Annotated in this window: 22 protein-coding genes; 19 read left to right on the top strand and 3 right to left on the bottom strand. The window is 40.7% G+C overall.

All coding sequences use genetic code 11. The features are described 5' to 3' along the window. The 3 genes from AC4E92_RS05980 to AC4E92_RS05970 all read right to left on the bottom strand — a co-directional run. On the bottom strand, positions 1-236 hold a 236-nt coding region (locus AC4E92_RS05980; protein WP_490239683.1), incomplete at its 3' end, for a hypothetical protein. Positions 237-369: 133 nt separating this feature from the next. Beyond that, positions 370-1,359 (bottom strand): BMP family ABC transporter substrate-binding protein, encoded by a 990-nt coding sequence (locus AC4E92_RS05975; RefSeq protein WP_490239682.1) that lies wholly within the window; start codon positions 1,357-1,359, stop codon positions 370-372. 48 nt (positions 1,360-1,407) lie between these two features. Further along, positions 1,408-2,142, bottom strand: a complete 735-nt coding sequence (locus AC4E92_RS05970) for an energy-coupling factor transporter transmembrane component T family protein (RefSeq protein ID WP_490239681.1) — start codon at positions 2,140-2,142, stop codon at positions 1,408-1,410. A gap of 64 nt (positions 2,143-2,206) precedes the next feature. Between AC4E92_RS05970 and AC4E92_RS05965 the strand changes: the two genes are divergently transcribed. The 19 genes from AC4E92_RS05965 (at position 2,207) to ispG (ending at position 18,742) form a co-directional block, all read left to right on the top strand. Next, positions 2,207-2,473: a flagellar biosynthesis anti-sigma factor FlgM gene (locus tag AC4E92_RS05965; protein WP_490239680.1), complete on the top strand. Its 267-nt coding sequence runs from the start codon at positions 2,207-2,209 to the stop codon at positions 2,471-2,473. Between the two features lie 2 nt (positions 2,474-2,475). Next, positions 2,476-2,937: a flagellar export chaperone FlgN gene (flgN, locus tag AC4E92_RS05960; protein WP_490239679.1), complete on the top strand. Its 462-nt coding sequence runs from the start codon at positions 2,476-2,478 to the stop codon at positions 2,935-2,937. 81 nt (positions 2,938-3,018) lie between these two features. Further along, positions 3,019-5,598, top strand: a complete 2,580-nt coding sequence (flgK, locus tag AC4E92_RS05955) for a flagellar hook-associated protein FlgK (RefSeq protein ID WP_490239678.1) — start codon at positions 3,019-3,021, stop codon at positions 5,596-5,598. Between the two features lie 5 nt (positions 5,599-5,603). Further along, positions 5,604-6,494, top strand: a complete 891-nt coding sequence (gene flgL / locus AC4E92_RS05950; RefSeq protein ID WP_490239677.1) for a flagellar hook-associated protein FlgL — start codon at positions 5,604-5,606, stop codon at positions 6,492-6,494. 15 nt (positions 6,495-6,509) lie between these two features. Beyond that, complete coding sequence (fliW, locus tag AC4E92_RS05945) at positions 6,510-6,983, top strand: flagellar assembly protein FliW (protein WP_490239676.1); 474 nt, start codon at positions 6,510-6,512, stop codon at positions 6,981-6,983. A gap of 2 nt (positions 6,984-6,985) precedes the next feature. Continuing rightward, on the top strand, positions 6,986-7,237 hold the full coding sequence (gene csrA / locus AC4E92_RS05940; RefSeq protein ID WP_490239675.1) for a carbon storage regulator CsrA: 252 nt from the start codon (positions 6,986-6,988) through the stop codon (positions 7,235-7,237). Then, positions 7,200-7,490 carry an Asp-tRNA(Asn)/Glu-tRNA(Gln) amidotransferase subunit GatC gene (gene gatC, locus AC4E92_RS05935; protein ID WP_490239674.1) on the top strand — a complete coding sequence of 97 codons (291 nt, stop codon included), beginning with the start codon at positions 7,200-7,202 and terminating at the stop codon, positions 7,488-7,490. The genes csrA and gatC overlap by 38 nt, the downstream gene beginning before the upstream one ends. Continuing rightward, on the top strand, positions 7,487-7,810 hold the full coding sequence (locus tag AC4E92_RS05930; RefSeq protein WP_490239673.1) for a YraN family protein: 324 nt from the start codon (positions 7,487-7,489) through the stop codon (positions 7,808-7,810). The genes gatC and AC4E92_RS05930 overlap by 4 nt, the downstream gene beginning before the upstream one ends. Before the next feature lie 9 nt (positions 7,811-7,819). Beyond that, entirely contained in the window at positions 7,820-8,272 is a 453-nt protein-coding gene (gene smpB / locus AC4E92_RS05925; protein ID WP_490239688.1) for an SsrA-binding protein SmpB, read from the top strand. Between the two features lie 4 nt (positions 8,273-8,276). Next, positions 8,277-9,149 carry an RluA family pseudouridine synthase gene (locus tag AC4E92_RS05920; RefSeq protein ID WP_490239672.1) on the top strand — a complete coding sequence of 291 codons (873 nt, stop codon included), beginning with the start codon at positions 8,277-8,279 and terminating at the stop codon, positions 9,147-9,149. Continuing rightward, on the top strand, positions 9,146-10,399 hold the full coding sequence (locus tag AC4E92_RS05915; RefSeq protein WP_490239671.1) for a hypothetical protein: 1,254 nt from the start codon (positions 9,146-9,148) through the stop codon (positions 10,397-10,399). Before AC4E92_RS05920 ends, AC4E92_RS05915 begins: the two co-directional genes overlap by 4 nt. Then, complete coding sequence (locus AC4E92_RS05910; RefSeq protein WP_490239670.1) at positions 10,368-11,654, top strand: DUF5693 family protein; 1,287 nt, start codon at positions 10,368-10,370, stop codon at positions 11,652-11,654. Before AC4E92_RS05915 ends, AC4E92_RS05910 begins: the two co-directional genes overlap by 32 nt. Beyond that, entirely contained in the window at positions 11,651-12,604 is a 954-nt protein-coding gene (locus AC4E92_RS05905; protein ID WP_490239669.1) for a hypothetical protein, read from the top strand. The genes AC4E92_RS05910 and AC4E92_RS05905 overlap by 4 nt, the downstream gene beginning before the upstream one ends. Continuing rightward, a complete protein-coding gene (gene queA, locus AC4E92_RS05900) occupies positions 12,601-13,590 on the top strand; it encodes a tRNA preQ1(34) S-adenosylmethionine ribosyltransferase-isomerase QueA (RefSeq protein WP_490239668.1) in 990 nt (329 codons plus the stop codon). Before AC4E92_RS05905 ends, queA begins: the two co-directional genes overlap by 4 nt. A 9-nt stretch (positions 13,591-13,599) precedes the next feature. Then, on the top strand, positions 13,600-14,547 hold the full coding sequence (locus AC4E92_RS05895) for an RNA polymerase factor sigma-54 (RefSeq protein WP_490239667.1): 948 nt from the start codon (positions 13,600-13,602) through the stop codon (positions 14,545-14,547). Next, positions 14,540-15,181, top strand: coding sequence for a thiamine diphosphokinase (locus AC4E92_RS05890; RefSeq protein WP_490239666.1), 642 nt, complete (start codon positions 14,540-14,542; stop codon positions 15,179-15,181). The genes AC4E92_RS05895 and AC4E92_RS05890 overlap by 8 nt, the downstream gene beginning before the upstream one ends. Next, the gene (locus AC4E92_RS05885; RefSeq protein ID WP_490239665.1) at positions 15,160-16,239 is read left to right on the top strand and encodes a 1-deoxy-D-xylulose-5-phosphate reductoisomerase; all 1,080 of its coding nucleotides are present in this window, start codon (positions 15,160-15,162) and stop codon (positions 16,237-16,239) included. Before AC4E92_RS05890 ends, AC4E92_RS05885 begins: the two co-directional genes overlap by 22 nt. Continuing rightward, positions 16,230-17,717 (top strand): M50 family metallopeptidase, encoded by a 1,488-nt coding sequence (locus AC4E92_RS05880; RefSeq protein WP_490239664.1) that lies wholly within the window; start codon positions 16,230-16,232, stop codon positions 17,715-17,717. The genes AC4E92_RS05885 and AC4E92_RS05880 overlap by 10 nt, the downstream gene beginning before the upstream one ends. Then, positions 17,714-18,742 carry a flavodoxin-dependent (E)-4-hydroxy-3-methylbut-2-enyl-diphosphate synthase gene (gene ispG / locus AC4E92_RS05875; RefSeq protein WP_490239663.1) on the top strand — a complete coding sequence of 343 codons (1,029 nt, stop codon included), beginning with the start codon at positions 17,714-17,716 and terminating at the stop codon, positions 18,740-18,742. The genes AC4E92_RS05880 and ispG overlap by 4 nt, the downstream gene beginning before the upstream one ends. The last annotated feature ends 46 nt before the right edge of the window (positions 18,743-18,788 follow it).

Below are 18,788 nucleotides of genomic sequence, written 5' to 3'. Positions count from 1 at the left end.
TTCAACATGGTGTGACTTACCAGGATATAGGGATTGCCCCTAAATATCTTGGCAGTGGTTTCCCACTCCACGGGCTTTAATTCGGACCGGTCCAGCCCTACTGCTTTTAACATATTAATCGCAGAGTTTAAGTCTCTGTTGAGATTAATTTTTAGTTGATACACCACAGGTATTTGATTCTTTCTTTTTTCTTTAGTTTGCTGTAGTGTTTGTTTAATCTTTTCAGCTTTTGTCACCGTTTCAACTCCCGTATGAGACTTCTTGCTACTTTTATTATATACATTCATCACCAGACTAACTTAAGCCATTCATCACAATCCCATAAATGGGATGTGCTTTCTGGCTTGTTTTTTTGTAAACCTCCAAAGATCAGGGCATGTACGGCTTGACAGTTATTGTACCATTGGCTATCATTTCTTGCAATTTCAATATTTTTTCTACTGTTTCTGCAGGAAGAATCTTTCTGGTGTATTCATCAATAGCCAAGCCCACAGCACCTTCCTTGACACCAAAACTGTAGACCTTGCCCTTTTCAAAAGTTCCATCTAAGATCATCTTGAAGATTTTGTAGATTGATTTACCTACCTCTTTCAGATCACTTGTTATGACATGGCCGGGAACGAGTGGATTTTGATTTGAATCAACTCCAATGGCGTATTTACCAACTTCCTGCGCCGCCTGCAAAACACCAAAACCGGTTAAAGCTGCGATCTGGAAAACCACATCAGCACCCTGAGCGTACAGTTGCAATGCTGCCTGTTTACCCTTGGCTGGGTCATCCCAGGTTCCCACATATATGACCTTAACCTGAACTTCTGGGTCTATGTATTTTGCACCCTGCTCATAGCCATAGACGAATGATCTTATAACTATATCATCATCTCCACCAACGGCTCCTATGATCTTTTGCGGATTTATACCGGGCAGCTGCGTCATGACTGTCACCATTGCGGCTACAGCACCTGCAAGAAACGCACCTTCCTCTTCTCTGTAATCTACACTCGATATAATACCTTTTTCATCCTGAACGACTGTGTCGATATTGACCCATATCTTGTTTGGGAATTTCATAGCGATTTCTTTCAACTCTTCCTCAAAACCGTACGAGATGACAAATATCACATCTGCCCACTGAGCTGCCGTTGTCAGGCTTGGATAATACAGGGAAGGGTCAAAGTTACACTCAATTACCCTTGTCTGAACACCGAAATCCTCTTGTAGCTGTTTAATGCCAGCGTATCCAGAATCGTAAAAGGATTGATCACCGAGCGATCCATTGATGACATATGCCACTTTTTTTGGTGCCGCTAGGAGTGAGATTCCCACAACGATTAACAACACAAAAAGCAATTTTCGCATGATAACACCTCCCAGTATATTCTCTCACAACAAGAACAAACAGGTCAATCAAAGTAAAAAAGCAAGATACAGCAAAAGTATCGACAGGGCAATGATTGGCGCATCAGAAGGTCTGAATTTGATATCATAATAACTGCTCGTTTTTTGAAACAAACCATATCTTTTGGTTTCCATAGCTGTTGCAAGCTGTTCTGCTCGATTAATGGTTGAAATAACGGCTGGAATGATTATTGTTACCACTCCTGACAGTCTCTTTATGACTCCGCCTCTGGATAGATTTATTCCTCTTAATGTCTGTGAGATTCGAATTCTGTCGATTTCTTCAATCATCAGAGGGAAAAATCTCAGCACTAAGGTTATCGTGGTCGAAAAGTCTCGTGCCGTTGTGGCGCTCATTCCAAAGAATCTGAAAAGTTTTTCAAAAGAGCGAGCGATTTCAGTCGGTTTTGTCGATCTCATGAATATGGACGCGGTGAAAACAACCACAAGAATTCTGAGAATGCTCACAAAAGCGGAATTAACCTGATTGTTTATAATCTGTAATAAGAAAGCGAGTAGCATCAGAAACCAGATACTCGAGATATCTTTGAGATAGTCAACAAGAGACACTTTTGAAAAAAATGCCAGACACAACAGCGTGGTTAAAAGTATGGTAAAATAAAAGTAGTTGTTGGTGATGAATGTACCCAAAATTATGCAAATGGTTAATACGAACTTTGAGATGAAATTGGCTTTGTGAAGCAGAGAATCACGCATAACGTATTTACCGATATTTTTGTGCAACGAGACGATACCTCCATTAAAGTTTTTTCTTACATTGACGATTATACAAAAGGAGGGTTTGACGATGCAGGAGATAGGAAAGATTGGTGGACCAGTTCCCTTCCAGCAACCCGGTAGTGTTGAAAAAACAGAGAAAAAAACCAGATCTGAACCACCGGTTTCAGCTGAAAGATCGAGCACATATATAAACATCGCAGAATTGATAAAGAATGCCAAAGAAACACCTGAAGTGAGAGAAAAACTGGTTGAAGAGATCAAAAAGGCTATCGAGCAAAATATTTACAACGTAGATCCAGAACGCGTCTCAAAACATATACTCAGAGAGTTGTGAATATGGACGAGTTAATAGATCTCCTCTCCCAAGAGGAGAGTTTGCTTGTGCAAATAAACAACCTATTGAAAAAACAGGAACAAGCCATAGTGTCAAAGGACATTTCACAGCTGTCTTTGACGATAAATGAACTGGAAGAAATGCTGCATGCGTTTGAAAGTCTTGATGAAAAAAGAAAAAGTTGTTTTCAAAATTTGAAAACCATCATGAGCCTGCCTGAAAACTTATCTTTTTATGATTTTGCAAGAACCTGCGGTGGATTACTTCTTGAAAGACTTTTCAAGGTAATAGAGCAGCTCAACATCATGGCACTTGAAATCGAAAAACTCCAACAACTATCGGATTTTCAACTTCGTTATATCGACGTGCTCATCAGACTATTGAACCCCAAAGAGTCTTCTACCTATGATCAAAAAGCCTCTTTAAAAAAGGGTATCTTCCATCGATTTGAGATGGAAAGTTAATCCCATCTTTATTCCTGACGATAATTATTTAGGACAACATGGTTTTTCAATAGAAAAATCATATCAGAAGGAGGAATACGGTTGGCACACCTCAGTCTTTTTGGTTCTCTGAACACAGCCCTTTTAGGTGTTTACACGCATAAGCTGGCGATGAATGTCGTGGGACACAATATAGCAAACTCCAGCACAGAAGGATACTCAAGACAGAGACCTGTCGTTGTCACAACTCACCCTTTGACTGTTTATTTCTCCAATCCCCTGACTCTCGGTACGGGCTCTCAGGTCAAGGATATACAGAGAATGAGAGATCTTTTTCTGGATTTGCAGTACAGACAGGTCAGTAACAGATACAGCTATTTCGATGCTATATACTCAAACCTTCACTACATTGAACAACTGATCAGTGGAACGAGCGATTCTTCAATCAACGCCCTTTACGACAATTTCCTTTCCTCAGTTGAAGAGGTCATCACTGATCCGACAAATGTAGCTGCAAAAAGAGAGCTTGTCACTTCAGCCGATCGGCTTGTCACCAATATAAAAGATCTTTATTCAAGGCTTCAGCAGCTCAGAGAGGACATAAATGTTCAGATAGGACAGATGGTACAGGATATAAATTCAAAAGTTGCAAATCTTGCAAAAATAAATGAACAGATCAGAATAGCAGTTGCTTTGAAATCGACGCCGAATGATCTGATGGACGAGCGTGATCGCATAATCGACGAACTTTCAAAGTACGGTAATATTTCATACTATGAAACACAGGACGGTCAAACAGTCCTCATGTTTGGTGATCAGGTTATCCTTTCTGGTTCAGTCCAGACCCAAATCAGAGCACTTGAAAGACCGTATGCAAAAGGATTTTACGAACTATTCGCTGGTAATTCGAAAATAACCGTCGCCGATGGAAAAATGAAAGCATTATTTGATCTCAGAGATGCCGTGGTAGTTAAATACATGAGTTATCTGGATGAATTTGCACTCAATCTGACAGACAAGTTGAACCTGATCCATCGAGAAGGATTCGACTCATCCGGAAAAATAACCGGGTTGAATTTTTTTAATACTATAACAGCCGCGTATTCAAAAAATGACGTAGCGATTTACAGAGTGCTTGGTTCAAGAAAGATCATAAACGGACCAGTTCATTATGCAACTGGTCTGACTGGTTATTCAGATCAATCTAAACTTGAAAATATCACATTTACATCAAAAGGAGAGCTTGTGTTATTTGATGGTTCAAACAGCACTTCTATTTCTATTGACAGTGGAAGCACAGTGAATGATCTGATTTCTCAATTATCAGCTACCTGGCTTTCTTTGAATACAGGTCAGCACAGTCCGGATGGTACTAACACCAGCTACAGGCTGTACTTTTCCAGTTCGCATAATCTGAATGACACGCTGGTTTTTGATGCGGGAAATGTTCTTTCAAGAATGGGTTTTAGCACAAAGCAACTTGAATTACTGACAATTTCAGATCTTTCAAAGGTTGAGTCTGGAAATTACACACTCTCTTTCAAAGAGACATTACTTGATGGTACTCAGACCACAGAAACTCTTAATCTGTCGATAGATTCGTCCACAACACTGAACGATTTAGCAGTACAGATAAACTCTCAAATGAGCAATGTTCGCGCATCGATAGTCAACAATTCCTTGGTCTTGATTCCAAACAGCGCTCTTGGTTTTGATACCACAAGAGTTGACATCACCGACCAGGGGGGTTTTCTGGTTCAGGCTGGCGCTATCAGCAATACATACACCGTTTTGAATCCATCAAACACACTGGAAAATGTGTTTGCGTCAGCGACAAATTTTGATCAAAAAACAGGTTTTGATATAACCATCAATAACACTAAAATTCACATAGATCCAACAGTCGATACCATTCAGAACTTGGTAGACAAGATAAACAAAGCCAGCACAGGTGTGATTGCCGATCTCACACCTCATGGTAGTTTTGTTTTAAGAGCAGGCAGAAGCTATGAATTTGACTTGAAATCATTCAACATAGCTGGACCTCAGGGATTATTTGAGGGGCTTGGACTTATCGACACAAACAATGATCCAAATAATTTCGACGCCGACTGGGCTGTTACCTACACACTGTTTTCCAAAGGCGAAGACTTTGAAACAGTGAGAAATAGACTTTCTTTGAGTGAACTGCTCACAGTCGATAAGCGTGAAAGTTATGAGCCTTATTTCTTTGTTAATCAATGGAATGTTTCAAGTGCACTTTTGACAAATGCAGAATCACTCGCAGTTGATGTTGGCATAGCTTTGCCTAATACCACCTGGAATGCTTTGAAATTCCTGCCGACGGGAAGAAGCAATATCCAGATAATGGATTTGATATCTCAGTCCAGATACAGCTATCTTCTGGCTGATGGTAAAGAAAATTTCTATGAATTCATGACAGGCATCATCGCAGAACTTGGTGTCGAGGCTCAGGATTCTTCAAATATGAAAACCAACGCAGAACTTCTCAGAAATGAAATAGACCAAGCCAGAGAAAGTGTCAAGGGTGTGTCATTGGATGAAGAAATGACGAATATGATAAAGTATCAGCACGCATTCAATGCTGCTGCAAGGGTGATAACTGCAATAGATGAGATGATCGGCAGAGTGATCGACAATCTCGGTGTGGTGGGAAGGTGATCTGAATGAGAGTTACAGACAGGATGATAAGTGAAAGGGTTTTGAGCAATATTCAGAGCAACATCAATAAGATAGCAAAGCTCCATGATCAACTGTCATCAGGAACGCTTGTGAGGTATCCGAGTGATGACGCAATAGTCGCAACAAGAGCCGCTAAAACAGATACTCGTCTCAGAGAGCTTGAACAATACAAAAGGAATATAAACCATGCTCAGAGCATTCTCCAGTCTTACGACACCTCTCTTCAGGAAGTCAGCACTGTCTATCAAAGACTGAGAGAACTTTTAGTTCAAAGTGCCAATGGCGTATTGACCGCCGATCAAAGGCAGGCTATTTCAAGGGAAATACAACAGATCAAACAGCATCTTGTTCAAATTGCCAATACTCAGATTGGAACAGATTATGTTTTTGGCGGATATGTAAGTGATAAGCCACCAGTCGATGAACAGGGGAACATAGTACTCGATCCTGCCGCGTCAAAACCGAGGTTTGTCAATGCGCTTGGATATGAAATAAATTACGGTCTGACTGTCAACGACGTGTTCATGACCAAAGGCGGTGTGAGTGTTTTCAAGTTGATCGATACGGCAATAGATGCACTTGAAAAGAACGATCAGAGTGCGCTCAGCAAGGTTTCTCTTATGAGTTTGGACTATCTTGAAGACTCGGTGGCAAAGAGCCTTGCAAAAGTCGGAGCAAACCAAAGGATGGTTGAAATGGTATCTTCCAGGATTGAGGATTTGAACATTTTCATGACCGAGCAAATTTCCAAGGAGAAAGACACCGATCTGGCAAAGGTTATAACAGATTTATCGACAAAACAGGCTGCTCTAACGGCTGCTCTGAAATCGGCGGCAAATGTTTTGACCGCAACTTTGGTTGATTTTATCAAATGAAGAGGTGTATTTGCGATGATCTACAGTACAAAACTGGGTGAAGTAGATATCACAGATGAACAGATCTTAAACTTTCAAAATGGCATACCTGGTTTTCCAAATCTCAGAAAATTTGCCCTTATAGCGCAGGATAACGATCAGCCAATTCACTGGCTTGTATCTCTCGAAGATAGATTTGTGGCACTTCCAGTTGTAAATCCATGGCTGGTGTGTGTTGATTATTCTCTGAACCTGTCCCAAACAGATGTGCAGGAACTGGGCATCGAAAATCAGGCTGATTTGAGTATCTGGGCTGTTCTAACCATTCCAAAAGACAATCCGGGCGAGACGACGATAAATTTGCTCGCACCGATCGTGATAAACTTGAAAAACAGGAAGGCAAAACAGATCATACAGGAAGAGAGCAACTACTCGGTGAAGCATTCTCTAAGAGAAGAAATAGAAAGGAGCAAGAAAATTCTAGCAAACAGCAAAACAGGGAGTGGTTGATCTTGTTAGTCATTTCAAGAAAAGTCGGAGAGAGTTTCATGGTTGGAGACGAGATAGAGATAAAGATCTTGAAGATAGAAGGCGGCGAAGTCAAGGTTGGTATTTCTGCACCTTTACGTGTTAAAATATACAGGACGGAAATATATCAAAAGATAGTTGAAGCAAATCTATTGGCTGCTCAATCCAGTATCGAAAATATCAAAGAGGTGATAGAAGTTGATCAAAATAAACTCCGATCTGATAAGACATCTTGAGAATTTATCAGCTCTGGAATTGACACAGGAGCAAAGAGAATCGATAGAAAAAGATATGCATGAAATCCTCGGATATATGGAACTTTTGAACGAGGTAGATGTGAATTCAGTGGAACCAATGTACACGCCGATAGAAAATCCAGTTGATTTGCGCGAAGATACTGTTAGAGAATCAGACTGCGCCGATCTAATCAGATCTAATTTTCCCAAAGAGCGTTCGGGACACATAGTTGTTCCGGGGATACACGCTTGAACTGGAAGCAAGCAGAAAAAAAGGCAGCAGCGTACCTGCGTCGCAAAGGATTCAAGATACTGGAGCGCAATTACAGAACGAAATTCGGTGAAATAGATATAATAGCGAGGTATGGGAAATACCTCGTTTTTATTGAGGTTAAAAGCGGTTTGAGCGACTTTTTGCCAAGAACAAGGGTGGATCTCAAAAAAATGCAACACATTCAACTTGCTGCGAATGACTACATCATGAGAAATCCTCAGGAATGTTCAGGGTATAGAATAGATGTAATAGAGGTAACTGAAAAGGGCATAGAACACTTTGAAGGTGTACAACCATAAGGAGGAATTATTCTGCAAATAGTGGCTGTGAATAAAAAAGCGAAAGATTACGAGATACTTGAAAAATACGAAGCCGGCATAGAACTAAAAGGTACAGAAGTGAAATCTCTGCGTGAGAAGAACGTGTCCTTCAAGGACTCTTTTTGTCGTGCCAAAAACGGCGAGATCTACCTTCTCAATTTGCATATCAGTCCTTACAGATTCGCAAACAGGTTCAACCACGATCCAGAAAGACCAAGAAGGCTTTTGTTGCACAAAAAGGAAATCAGAAAACTGACCGGTAAACTAAGTACAGCCGGCTTGACACTGATACCTACCAAGATCTACTTTAACGATAGAGGCATCGCCAAAGTTGAGATAGCACTGGTAAGAGGAAAAAAACAATATGATAAGCGCGAGGAAATCAAAAAGAAGGAAATAGACAAAAAGATCAAAATTCTCATGAAACATGGAGGAAGATAGAAAATTGGAATTTGTCGTGAAAGAAAACAACCAGTACAGAAGAATAGACAAGTTTCTCAGAAATCAATTGAAAATCGTACCACTTTCCGAGATATACAAATTAATACGCACCGGGAAAGTTCTGGTCAACGACAAGACCGTCAAAAAACCACATTACGAGATTGAAACAGGCGACAGAATAGATGTGCTTGTGGATATATCTGTTTACAACAGAAAGAAAGACGCGGTCACTCCTGTCCCATTGAAGCTCGATATCCTTTATGAAGATGAAAACATACTGGTTTTGAACAAAAAAGCAGGTATAGCTCTACATCCTGCCCAGAGGACTAAAGGTTCAACACTGATCCAGGGTTTGATCTTTTATGGAAACAAAGCTGGCTTTCAACCACATCTTGTCCACAGACTCGATAGGGATACATCTGGTGCACTCATAGTGGCAAAAAACTTACCAACAGCCAGGGTTTTGAGTCGAATGTTTAAGGAGAGACTTGTCCAGAAAGAGTACATATCTTTAGTCTATGGAAAACCAAAGAGTTCTGGAGTGATAGATATCGCTCTGGATGATTCAGAAGCAATTACCGAGTACAGGACTCTTAAAAACTTTCAGGACTCAACACTTGTGAGTGTGATTTTGCACACAGGTCGTACTCACCAGATAAGAAGACATTTTGCTTTAATTGGCAATCCTGTTATTGGAGATACGCTTTATGGAGACAGAGCGGTGAACAATATGTACAAAGAAAGATACGGTCTTAGAAGACAGTTTCTGCACTGTATCCGTTTGACTCTGGCACATCCATCTGAGCCGGGAAAATTGCAGATCAAAGCCCCACTCACCCAGGATCTGAAAGAGGTCCTAAGGAGGCTCAACAGTTGAAAATCTTTCCGTTTTTGCTCATCGCATCTCTGTACTTTTCTCAGCAGTTGCTCTTGAATACCTACGATAAGACCGGTTATCTTTTTTACGATGACAGAGTACAAGCAATATTCAATTTTCAAGTCAGCAACCAAATCAGTTTCACAGATTACATCATAGAACACTACATACCCCCAAAGGTCTCTGTTGAATACATCCCGCTTCCAAAAAGAGAGTTTCTCATCCTAAACTGCGGTAAGACCATCGGCACCATGATGACCGATATAGTGATACCACAGTCGATATATGAAAAACTCGTTGAGTTGTTCAATTCAAATGTTCCGGTGCTGGTGACGATTGATAGGTATCCAATAGAGATCTACCCTGATCATATCCTTGTCCTTGAATTTGACAGCGAAAAAATAAAGGAATTTTTGCCGCATTTTGTCAACTATGACCTGTCAAAGATCACCAGACCCGGAAAGTATCCGCTAAAGGCACCTGATCTGGGTGTAGACTGGATTGTTACGAGTTATCCTGGTTTTGGAGGTGCGATCATCCCAATTTTCAAAAATGGAACTGATAAGATTGAATGGACTGTTGATGGAATAAACCACAGTGGCATCTGTGCCGTTTTTTCAACCGGTGAACATTCGATCAATGCGCAAATTGCTGGTAAACTCTATAATTTTAACGTATCTGTTTTAGATCAAAGAGATTTCAGTATTGAGAAAAATTTTGAAATAGGAGATCGTTTGGATGAAAATTTTATCTCTTTGAGCGGGTTTGACTGTTCGACTCTGACAGCTGTGGGTAAGTTTGTTTTCTTGCAGATGCAGGCAGGTCAGTTAAAACTCATCAAAGCGACTGTCACAGACAGCACCAGTCCATTACTTGAACTTCACATCTCTCCAAAGGCACCGGGTATTTTTGAACTGTCCACTTTTGTTCAGGATATGACAGCCTATACTGTTAATGTCTTTCTTGATGGTCAAAAGCTTGAAATTACAAAAGGTATACTGACTCTTACAAAAGCAAATCATACGATCGTTGCCATAGCAGAAGATAGCTTTTCAAACAAATCATACGTCATTAAACAGATCAGCAATACAGATCTGGCTAAGGATGGAATACTCGTAGAACGGGAAGAAGTCCACTTTGATGTTTTGGGATTCAACTTCATTTCACCGTACATAAAGTGGTGGCTGGCAAAGGACGTATCTGCCGAGGTGGTTAAAGATGGACAAAGGTATGAGATTGAGATACATTAGTGGCTGGCTGTTTTTATTTGTTTGCGCTGGCTATCTTGCGTTTTTCATACCTGCAAGAATCGAGTCTGACAGAAAAGCCCTGAGTTACTGTGTGGGTTTCACTCTGGATGACAAGAGGATTGTTTTAAAAAACGGTGAAATAGTCTGGGTTATTGAACCTGGCGAGAAATTGCAACCCCAGATGAAGTACGTCATCTTTAAGGGTGATTTCAGCAATGTCGATCCAGTGAATTACATCCAAGATGCTGATAGATACCAGATCCATGTTGGTATACTTGAGTTCAACGAAAGTCTTCCCTTTGCAAAAAAAATAGCAAGTCAGAGATCCTCAAAAGAGCTCATCTTCCGTGTCCATACGATCAGACAGGAAGAGGTCGAGAAACTGGGCTTGGACGAAACGATGATATATTACAGACTGCGAAGGGCAATCTTGGAGAGAAGTATTGATCTGCTCTGGATACAACCTCTGAATGGAATAGATATGCAAAAAATACTGGAAAAACTTGAAAAGCAGTTGGGGAAACCTTCTTCTTTTCCGGCACCTCAAAAAGACTTTTTAGCATTGCGCGTTATCCCGTTTATCGCAATCCTATTTGCACTGGCATCTTACAAAATACTGGCTGTACTGCTTCCCATACTGGCATTGCCGTTTGGTTTTCCCATCTCTGTTTCGGTGGCTTCAATAACAGCGACGATAACTTTGTATTTCTCCGTTCGCAGAAAAGAACTGCTTGCTCTGGTTTATCTACTTTTGGGCTTATTGACATACTCGGCATTATCGGATTTCAGTCACATGAACGATTTGGATCAGTTTAGAGGGGTCAAACTGTCTCTTTTAGCTTTACCAGTTGTTTTGGTGATAATAGCCCTTGTCAAGCAATGGAATTGGCTCAAAAAGTATCTGCCATACTTTGCGATATTGGCAGGTTTGTTTGGATTTTATTACATTTCCAGATCAGGAAACATTGCCTTTGTTCCGGATGCAGAAAGAAAACTGAGAGATTTTATCGAAGGAGTTTTCTGGATCAGGCCAAGGTTCAAAGAAGTGGTTCTCTATCCGGTGTATTTCATTTCTCTTGAAGTGAAAAACTTCAAATGGAACTTTTTACTGGAAATACTTGGCTCCATAGCGCTTGTATCAACTTTTAACACATTTTGTCACATAAAGACGCCTCTTGTTGTTTCACTTTATAGATCGATTTTCTCGATTTTGTTGGGATATCTCACTTACTATGTTGTGAGGCGCTTAAAATGACTTTAAACATCTATGATCCAGATTACCTGCTCAGAGTACACAGGTTGCAGATGAAGAGAAATAATATAATCCGTTTAATTGCAAAGCTTGGAAGCTGGTCAAATGACGATGTAAAATCTTTTGCAGATAATTTAATAGGGCCAGTCAAAAATGTAGTGATGGAAAAGAGAGCGGATTTTTTGCAAAAGTGTCTTTCTGGGTTGTTTGACAAAGGTATCCCGTTGGTCAAAAGACTGTATAATCTGTCTGAAGAACTTTCCGTACCAGCTTTGCATTGTCTTGAATTTTTGTTCTGGCTCAGACCTTCTTCATACCCGCCACCCACCAATGAGATGTCTTCTTTGATAGGTTCAGATGATCTGATTTCTTTTGTTGCCAATGCTCGAAAGGTTCTAAGAAAATCCATGCTCAAAGATTTCATCGAACTTCAAGCCGCATTGATGAAATCAGATGAAAGTGATATCGACTGGTTTGTCAATCAGATCAACAGTATAACCCTGCAGGATTGTTCAAAGATAGAACCTTACAGGCAGCTCTATTTTGACCTCAACACCTTTGAGCGCGCTGAAGTAAGGTCAAAATTGAGATGTCATGCTTATATTCAGGCGGCACTGACGCGCAAAGCCGAAAGAGGTATGGTTCTGGATGGGAACAACATATTCATGCTCAGAAAAAAACTGTCGGACCTGGAATTTGTGCTGGAGAAAATAGCACAAAGTGATGGTTTTTACTACCCATTCTGGATAGTCTTTGACAAAAATATCGTTCATCTTGTAGACAAGAAAGACGAAAATTGGCTTGAAAGCCCATCGGTTTTTTTATACTCACCGGCTGATGAACTCATTTTGCAGCTTGCTATGGAGAAAAACGCCGTTGTTGTGAGCAGTGACAGGTTCAGGCAATGGGATACAATGGTACAGAGAATCGATCCGAGGAGGTTTTTCGAGTGAAGTTGTCAGATTTCGATTATGAACTGCCCGAACAGTTGATAGCACAGACGCCCGTTGAACCAAGAGATACTTCAAGGTTGATGGTCCTGCACAGAAAGACAGGAACGATAGAACACAGAATTTTTCGCCAGATTGTGGACTATTTACAGCCAGAGGATCTTTTGGTGATCAACAATACACGTGTTATACCAGCCAGATTGTTTGCCAAGAAAAATCAGTCCAATGTAGAAATTTTCCTGCTCAACAGAATTGACGATTCTGTGTGGAACTGCATGGTAAAACCTGGTAAGAAAGTCAAACCCGGTGATGTACTGTCTTTCGGTGATTTTACGGCGGTCTGTCTTCAAAGAACTCAAGATGGCACGAGAATTCTCAAATTTGATACCACCGATGAAAAGATCCTCAGTGCAGGAAATGTTCCATTGCCACCTTATATCCACAGTACAGTTTCCCCTGACAGATATCAGACAGTTTACGCAAAGGTGGACGGTGCCGTTGCGGCACCAACAGCAGGTCTTCATTTCACCGAAGAGCTCATGGTGAAAATAAAAAACCTTGGGGTGAACATAGCCGAGATCACCCTGCACGTTGGAGCGGGAACATTCAGACCGGTTAAAGAGCAGGACATAACTCAGCACAGGATGCATCCAGAGATCTATCACATACCATCTGAAACTCTGGATTTGATAAAATATACTAAGTCGATGGGTAAAAGAGTTATAGCAGTTGGGACTACCGTAGTCCGAACACTTGAACAATATGCAATAGATGGTAAAACCGAAGGGGAAACATCTTTGTACATATATCCTCCTTTTGAGTTTAAATTAGTCGACGCGTTGATAACCAATTTTCATCTTCCCAAATCAACCCTGTTGATGCTTGTGAGTGCGTTTGCTGGCTATGATTTCACGATGAAGGCTTATCAGCAGGCGATCAAGGAAAGGTACCGCTTTTATTCTTTTGGTGATGCGATGTTGATACTGTAAGGTGATTCAATGAGACAGGAACTGGTTCTGAGAACATCTGTTTTGAAGTATCGCACGACATTTTTTCGTATCGTCGAGCTTCCTTTTTCAGCTCTAAGGGATTACTTAAAAGAGAGCCCGCTTGGTTTGAGCTTGGATGTACAATTGCCTGATGAAAATGAGACGATGATTGAATTGATCGCAGACAATGATAAAAGCCTGAGCGAGGAGATAGTTGAAAATCTTGCCTTTGCCAGACTTGACGATGAAACTGAAAAAATAGCCGAGTACATAGCTTACAATTTGGATCAACGCGGACGCATGAATATCACGGTGCAGGAGATCTGCGAAAAGTACAAAGTCGATGCATCCGTTGTGTATAGGGCAATGGAGGCTATTAAAGAAGTAGCACCAGAGGGTGTTTTTGAAGGTAAAGTGAGAGGTTATGGTGAAAAATCGTTTTATGTTGAACCGGACATGATAATTAACAACGATCTGAGCGTGTCACTCAAAGAAATTCACTTAAGAGCGCCGAGAAATGCAAGCAAGCTCGAGATGAAAATATTCCTTTTTTTGACGGAAGCGATCAACTGTAGAAAACAACTACTTTTGTCTCTTGGACAAATCCTGGTGAGAGAAAACACCTTGTTTTTTGCCAGAAAGATCAACTATCCGCAGAAGATCAGGATGACAGATGCAGCAAAATCTCTGGATGTGAGCATCTCTACAATTTCCCGTGCCATCTCAGGTAAATACGTGAAAACTCCTATCGGGATATTTCCACTCAGGATCTTTTTCGGAAGAAATGTTGAAAAAGAATATCTGATGGCAGAGATTGCAAAAATTCTGAGTGAATTTGAAAAAATCACCGACGCAGAAATTGCACAAAAGCTCAAAATGAATGGTATTTTCATCAGCCGACGAACGGTGAACAAATACAGACAGCTTGTCGAAAAATTTTTGAAGGGGAATGGTTGAGTTGAGAGCAATTATCTTTCTCAATGGCGATTATTCAAAACAGAGCCTTAGCCAGTTTCAGAGTGATGATATGATATTCGCCGTGGATGGCGGAACAAAGTACCTGCTCAGTAACAAAACAGTGCCTGACATATTCGTTGGAGACGCTGATTCCGTAGATGAAAACACACTGAAAAACCTTACAGCTTTGGGATGTAGAATCTATCTTTACCCTGAGGACAAAGACAAAATCGATGCACAGCTTGCAATTGAAAAAGCCATAGAATTTGGAGCTCGTGAGATAGTAATAAAAGGATGGCAGGGAGAACGTATAGACATGGTGCTTGCACTTATATACCTGATGTGCAAGTATTCAGATATCAGTGTGATCGCCAAAGATGATAACCTTGAAATGGGTGTGGTACGATCTGAAATAGAACTCGATTCAGTTACCGGCGAGAAGTGGTCGATCCTGCCGATCTGTGGTGATGCCACCGGGGTGACCTTGGAAGGTTTCAAATACACATTGAAAGAAAAAGATATGCCATGTACTGAGCCATTTGGTGTCAGTAACATAGCCACATCAGAGAAAGTAAAAATAACAGTTAAAGAAGGGATGGTGGTTTATTTCAGATGGATAAAACAACCATTGTAATACTTGGAATCACTGGATCTATTGGTGTTCAGGCGCTTGAAGTGATCCAAAAGATGAATAATTTTCAGATACTGGCTGGAACATACCATTCCAACCAAAAACTGGCTGAAGAACTCTCTATGAAGTTTAAGATAGGCAAGTTGATAAGAACGGCTGATGGATACGATGAGATTTTGGCTGAACTTGACCGAACCAGACCGGATTTCACAATTGTTGCTGTACCGGGTTTTGTGAGTCTTTTACTCACATTGAAGACAATTGAGACCTCTAAAAGAGTTCTTCTTGCCAGCAAAGAAGCACTCGTCTGCGGTGGCTGGATGGTGAAAAATGCATTGAGAAACACATCAACTCAGCTGTTACCGGTGGACAGCGAACACAGTGCTCTGATGCAACTCTACGAGAACGGGGTAGAAAAAGTTCTTTTAACATCCTCTGGTGGGGCATTGAGGGACTGGGATATACAGAAGTTAGACAAAGCCAAGCCGAGCGATGTTTTGAACCACCCAGTCTGGCACATGGGCAAAAGAATCACTGTTGATTCTGCCACAATGGTTAATAAAGGTTTTGAAGTCCTTGAAGCTCATGAGCTTTTTGATATAGATATTTCAAAGATCGAAGTGCTGTTGCACAAAGAAGGTATTGTCCATGCAGGCGTATTTCTCAAAGATGGAACTGTGAAATTGCACATGGGTTTCCCGGACATGAAGATACCGATAGCCTATGCCCTTACCTACCCAGAAAGGAATTATCAGAAAAAAGAATGGCCAGATCTTCTGAAAAATAATTTGTCCTTCTATCCAGTTGATGCACGAAGATATCCCGCATTTTACCTTGCATATGATATCGCAAATGATTATGCCAAAAGGACGGCTTATAATGCTTCAGATGAGGTGGCTGTGGAATTCTTTCTGTCTGAAAAGATCAAATTTACTGATATAAGCAAGGTTATCGAAAAAGTGGTGCAAAAAGTCGAAGGCAATGTGAGAGATCTGAACGACCTTGTCGAGGTAGATAAATTATCCAGGCGTTTGACGATAGAGGTGATCGAATGTCTGTAATTTACTTCATAATCATACTCATCGGGATAATCAGTGTTCACGAGTTTGGTCATTTCATTTTCGCCAGAATTTTTGGTGTTGATGTTCTTGAATTCGCAATTGGTTTTGGACCAAAATTGTATGAAAAAAGAGGAAGAAAAACATCTTTTAGAGTCAATGCGATCCCAATAGGTGGATACGTGAAACTCGCCGGAGAGGATCCAACTGAAGAACAGAAAGAAGGAATAGTTGGTTTGTACAGTAAACCGGCATGGCAGAGACTTTTAATCTTCTTTGCCGGACCACTTTTTTCTGTACTCGCAGGTTATTTGCTCTTCACACTGATAGTCGTTTTTTGGGGTGTACCTTCAGTTTCTATCGCACTCGTTGAGAAAAACTCTCCTGCTTTCGAGGCTGGCTTGAGATCAGATGACGTTATACTCTCGATCAACAATAAACGTGTTTACGATACTTACACGGTGAGTCAGATCATCAGACAGGGAAAGCCTTTGAAGCTTTTAATTTCAAGAGAAGGAAAAAGACTGAATATTCTTGCCAAGCCACAGCTTTTCGAAGGAAGTCATTTTTTTGTGCTGCGCGATGTATCGGGTGAGGTTGGTCAGAAGGTAGAATCGATTTCTGGTAAACAGCTCGAAGCCAATACCGTCAACTCGATGTTGAATCAGTATGTTTCTATCCAGTTCGATTCCGCAACTTTGAAAGGTCTTCTCAAGCAGTATCAGTATGATCAACCGCGATATGCTCTGGGATTTTATTTTGCGACTGTGTCAAATGTTTTCAGAAAAAATGTCGGACCATTTTTGAAAAAAGATCGGTTGATCCAAGTTGGAGATCTTCATATTCAGAGCAACGTAGATCTTTCGAGGGTATACCAACTGATAATTGCCGGTGACAGCGGAATCTATATCGAAGTATCCGGTGATCGAGTGATCTGGTATCATTCAGGTTTTCCAGAGCAGATACAGGTGGTAGTGGAAAGAGATGGTCAGGAATTTTCCATGAATGTGCAGAGTGTCTTACTAAAACAGATCATGGAAAGCGCAGGTGTGTTTGAACCCAGGGCAAAGAATATCAAGTTCAACAGTATATGGGAAACCATTTATGTTGCATTCGACAGATGCAATAACTTACTTTTCATGATGTACAGATCTCTGTTTGGTATTTTCAGATCGTCTGAACCAACTGGCGTGGTTGGACCAGTGGGATTGGTTGGACTGGTTGGTGAAGCGGCACAGGCTGGTCTTGAGCAAGTTTTAACGCTTGTTGCTTTTATCACGATGAGTATCGGTCTGTTCAATTTACTGCCATTACCTGCGCTCGACGGTGGAAGAATCGTTTTTTCACTTTTGGAAATTGTCCTTAGAAAGAGGATTGATCCAAAGATAGAAGGTCTAATACATCTGATAGGCTTTGTAATACTGATTATCTTCATGATTTTTGTGACTTTTTCAGATGTTGGAAGGTTGATAGGTAGATGAGCAAAGCTGTAAAAATCGGGAATATTTTCATAGGTGGTGGCAATCCGATAACCATTCAATCCATGACAAATACGAAAACCGTTGAAATCGAACAAACAGTCGCACAGATCAGGATGCTGCAACAAGCCGGTTGTGACATAGTAAGGGTTGCGGTTCCAGATCTTGACAGTGCAAAAGCAATCAGAGAAATAAAAAAGCAAATCAGTATACCACTCGTAGCCGATGTTCATTTTGATCACCGTTTGGCAATTGAAGCAATTAAAAATGGAGCCGATAAAGTCAGAATAAATCCTGGAAATATACAGCAGGACTGGAAGATAAGAGAGCTCGCACATATAGCTAAACAATTTCAGATACCAATCAGAGTTGGTTCCAATATTGGTTCATTGAAAAAAGAGTTTGAGTCCAGATATGACCGTGCGACCGCATTGGCTGAATCGGCACTGTACGAAGTCTATTTACTCGAAAAATTCGAATTCCACGACATTGTTGTTTCGGTAAAAAGCAGTGATGTACTTGAGACGATCAAGGCAAATGAATATATCGCACAAAGAGTCGATTATCCTATTCATGTTGGTATTACCGAAGCAGGTACATATGAAACATCCATCGTTAAATCTTCTGCGGGTATAGGTTATCTTTTATTGCGGCATATTGGTGACACCATCAGGATATCCATTGCAGGAGATCCAGTTAAAGAAGTCTACATCGCTCATAAATTACTCGTGTCTTTGCACCTCAGAAAGGGTGGACAGGTTATAGCGTGTCCAACTTGCGCAAGAAGTGAGTTTGATGTGGAACAGGTGGCAAAATCGATAGAACCACTCGTTGAAAAGACAGATTTGATTGTGGCTGTTATGGGATGTGTTGTGAATGGTATTGGTGAAGGAAAACATGCGGATATCGGAGTGGCTGGTACGAAAGAAGGTGCTGTTATCTTCAAAAAAGGGCAAATAGTAAAAACAGTGAAAAGAGAAGATATACACGATGAACTGCTGAAATTGATAAAAAAATCACATCTGTAAAATTAGATTAATTGTATCGGAATAAACAGATGCTATCATCTTGTTG

The sequence above is a fragment of the Pseudothermotoga sp. genome, assembly GCF_031962025.1.
Taxonomy (GTDB): Bacteria; Thermotogota; Thermotogae; order Thermotogales; family DSM-5069; genus Pseudothermotoga_B.
The sequence above is the reverse complement of the archived record's forward strand: the minus strand, read 5'-3'. Positions and strand labels throughout refer to the sequence as shown.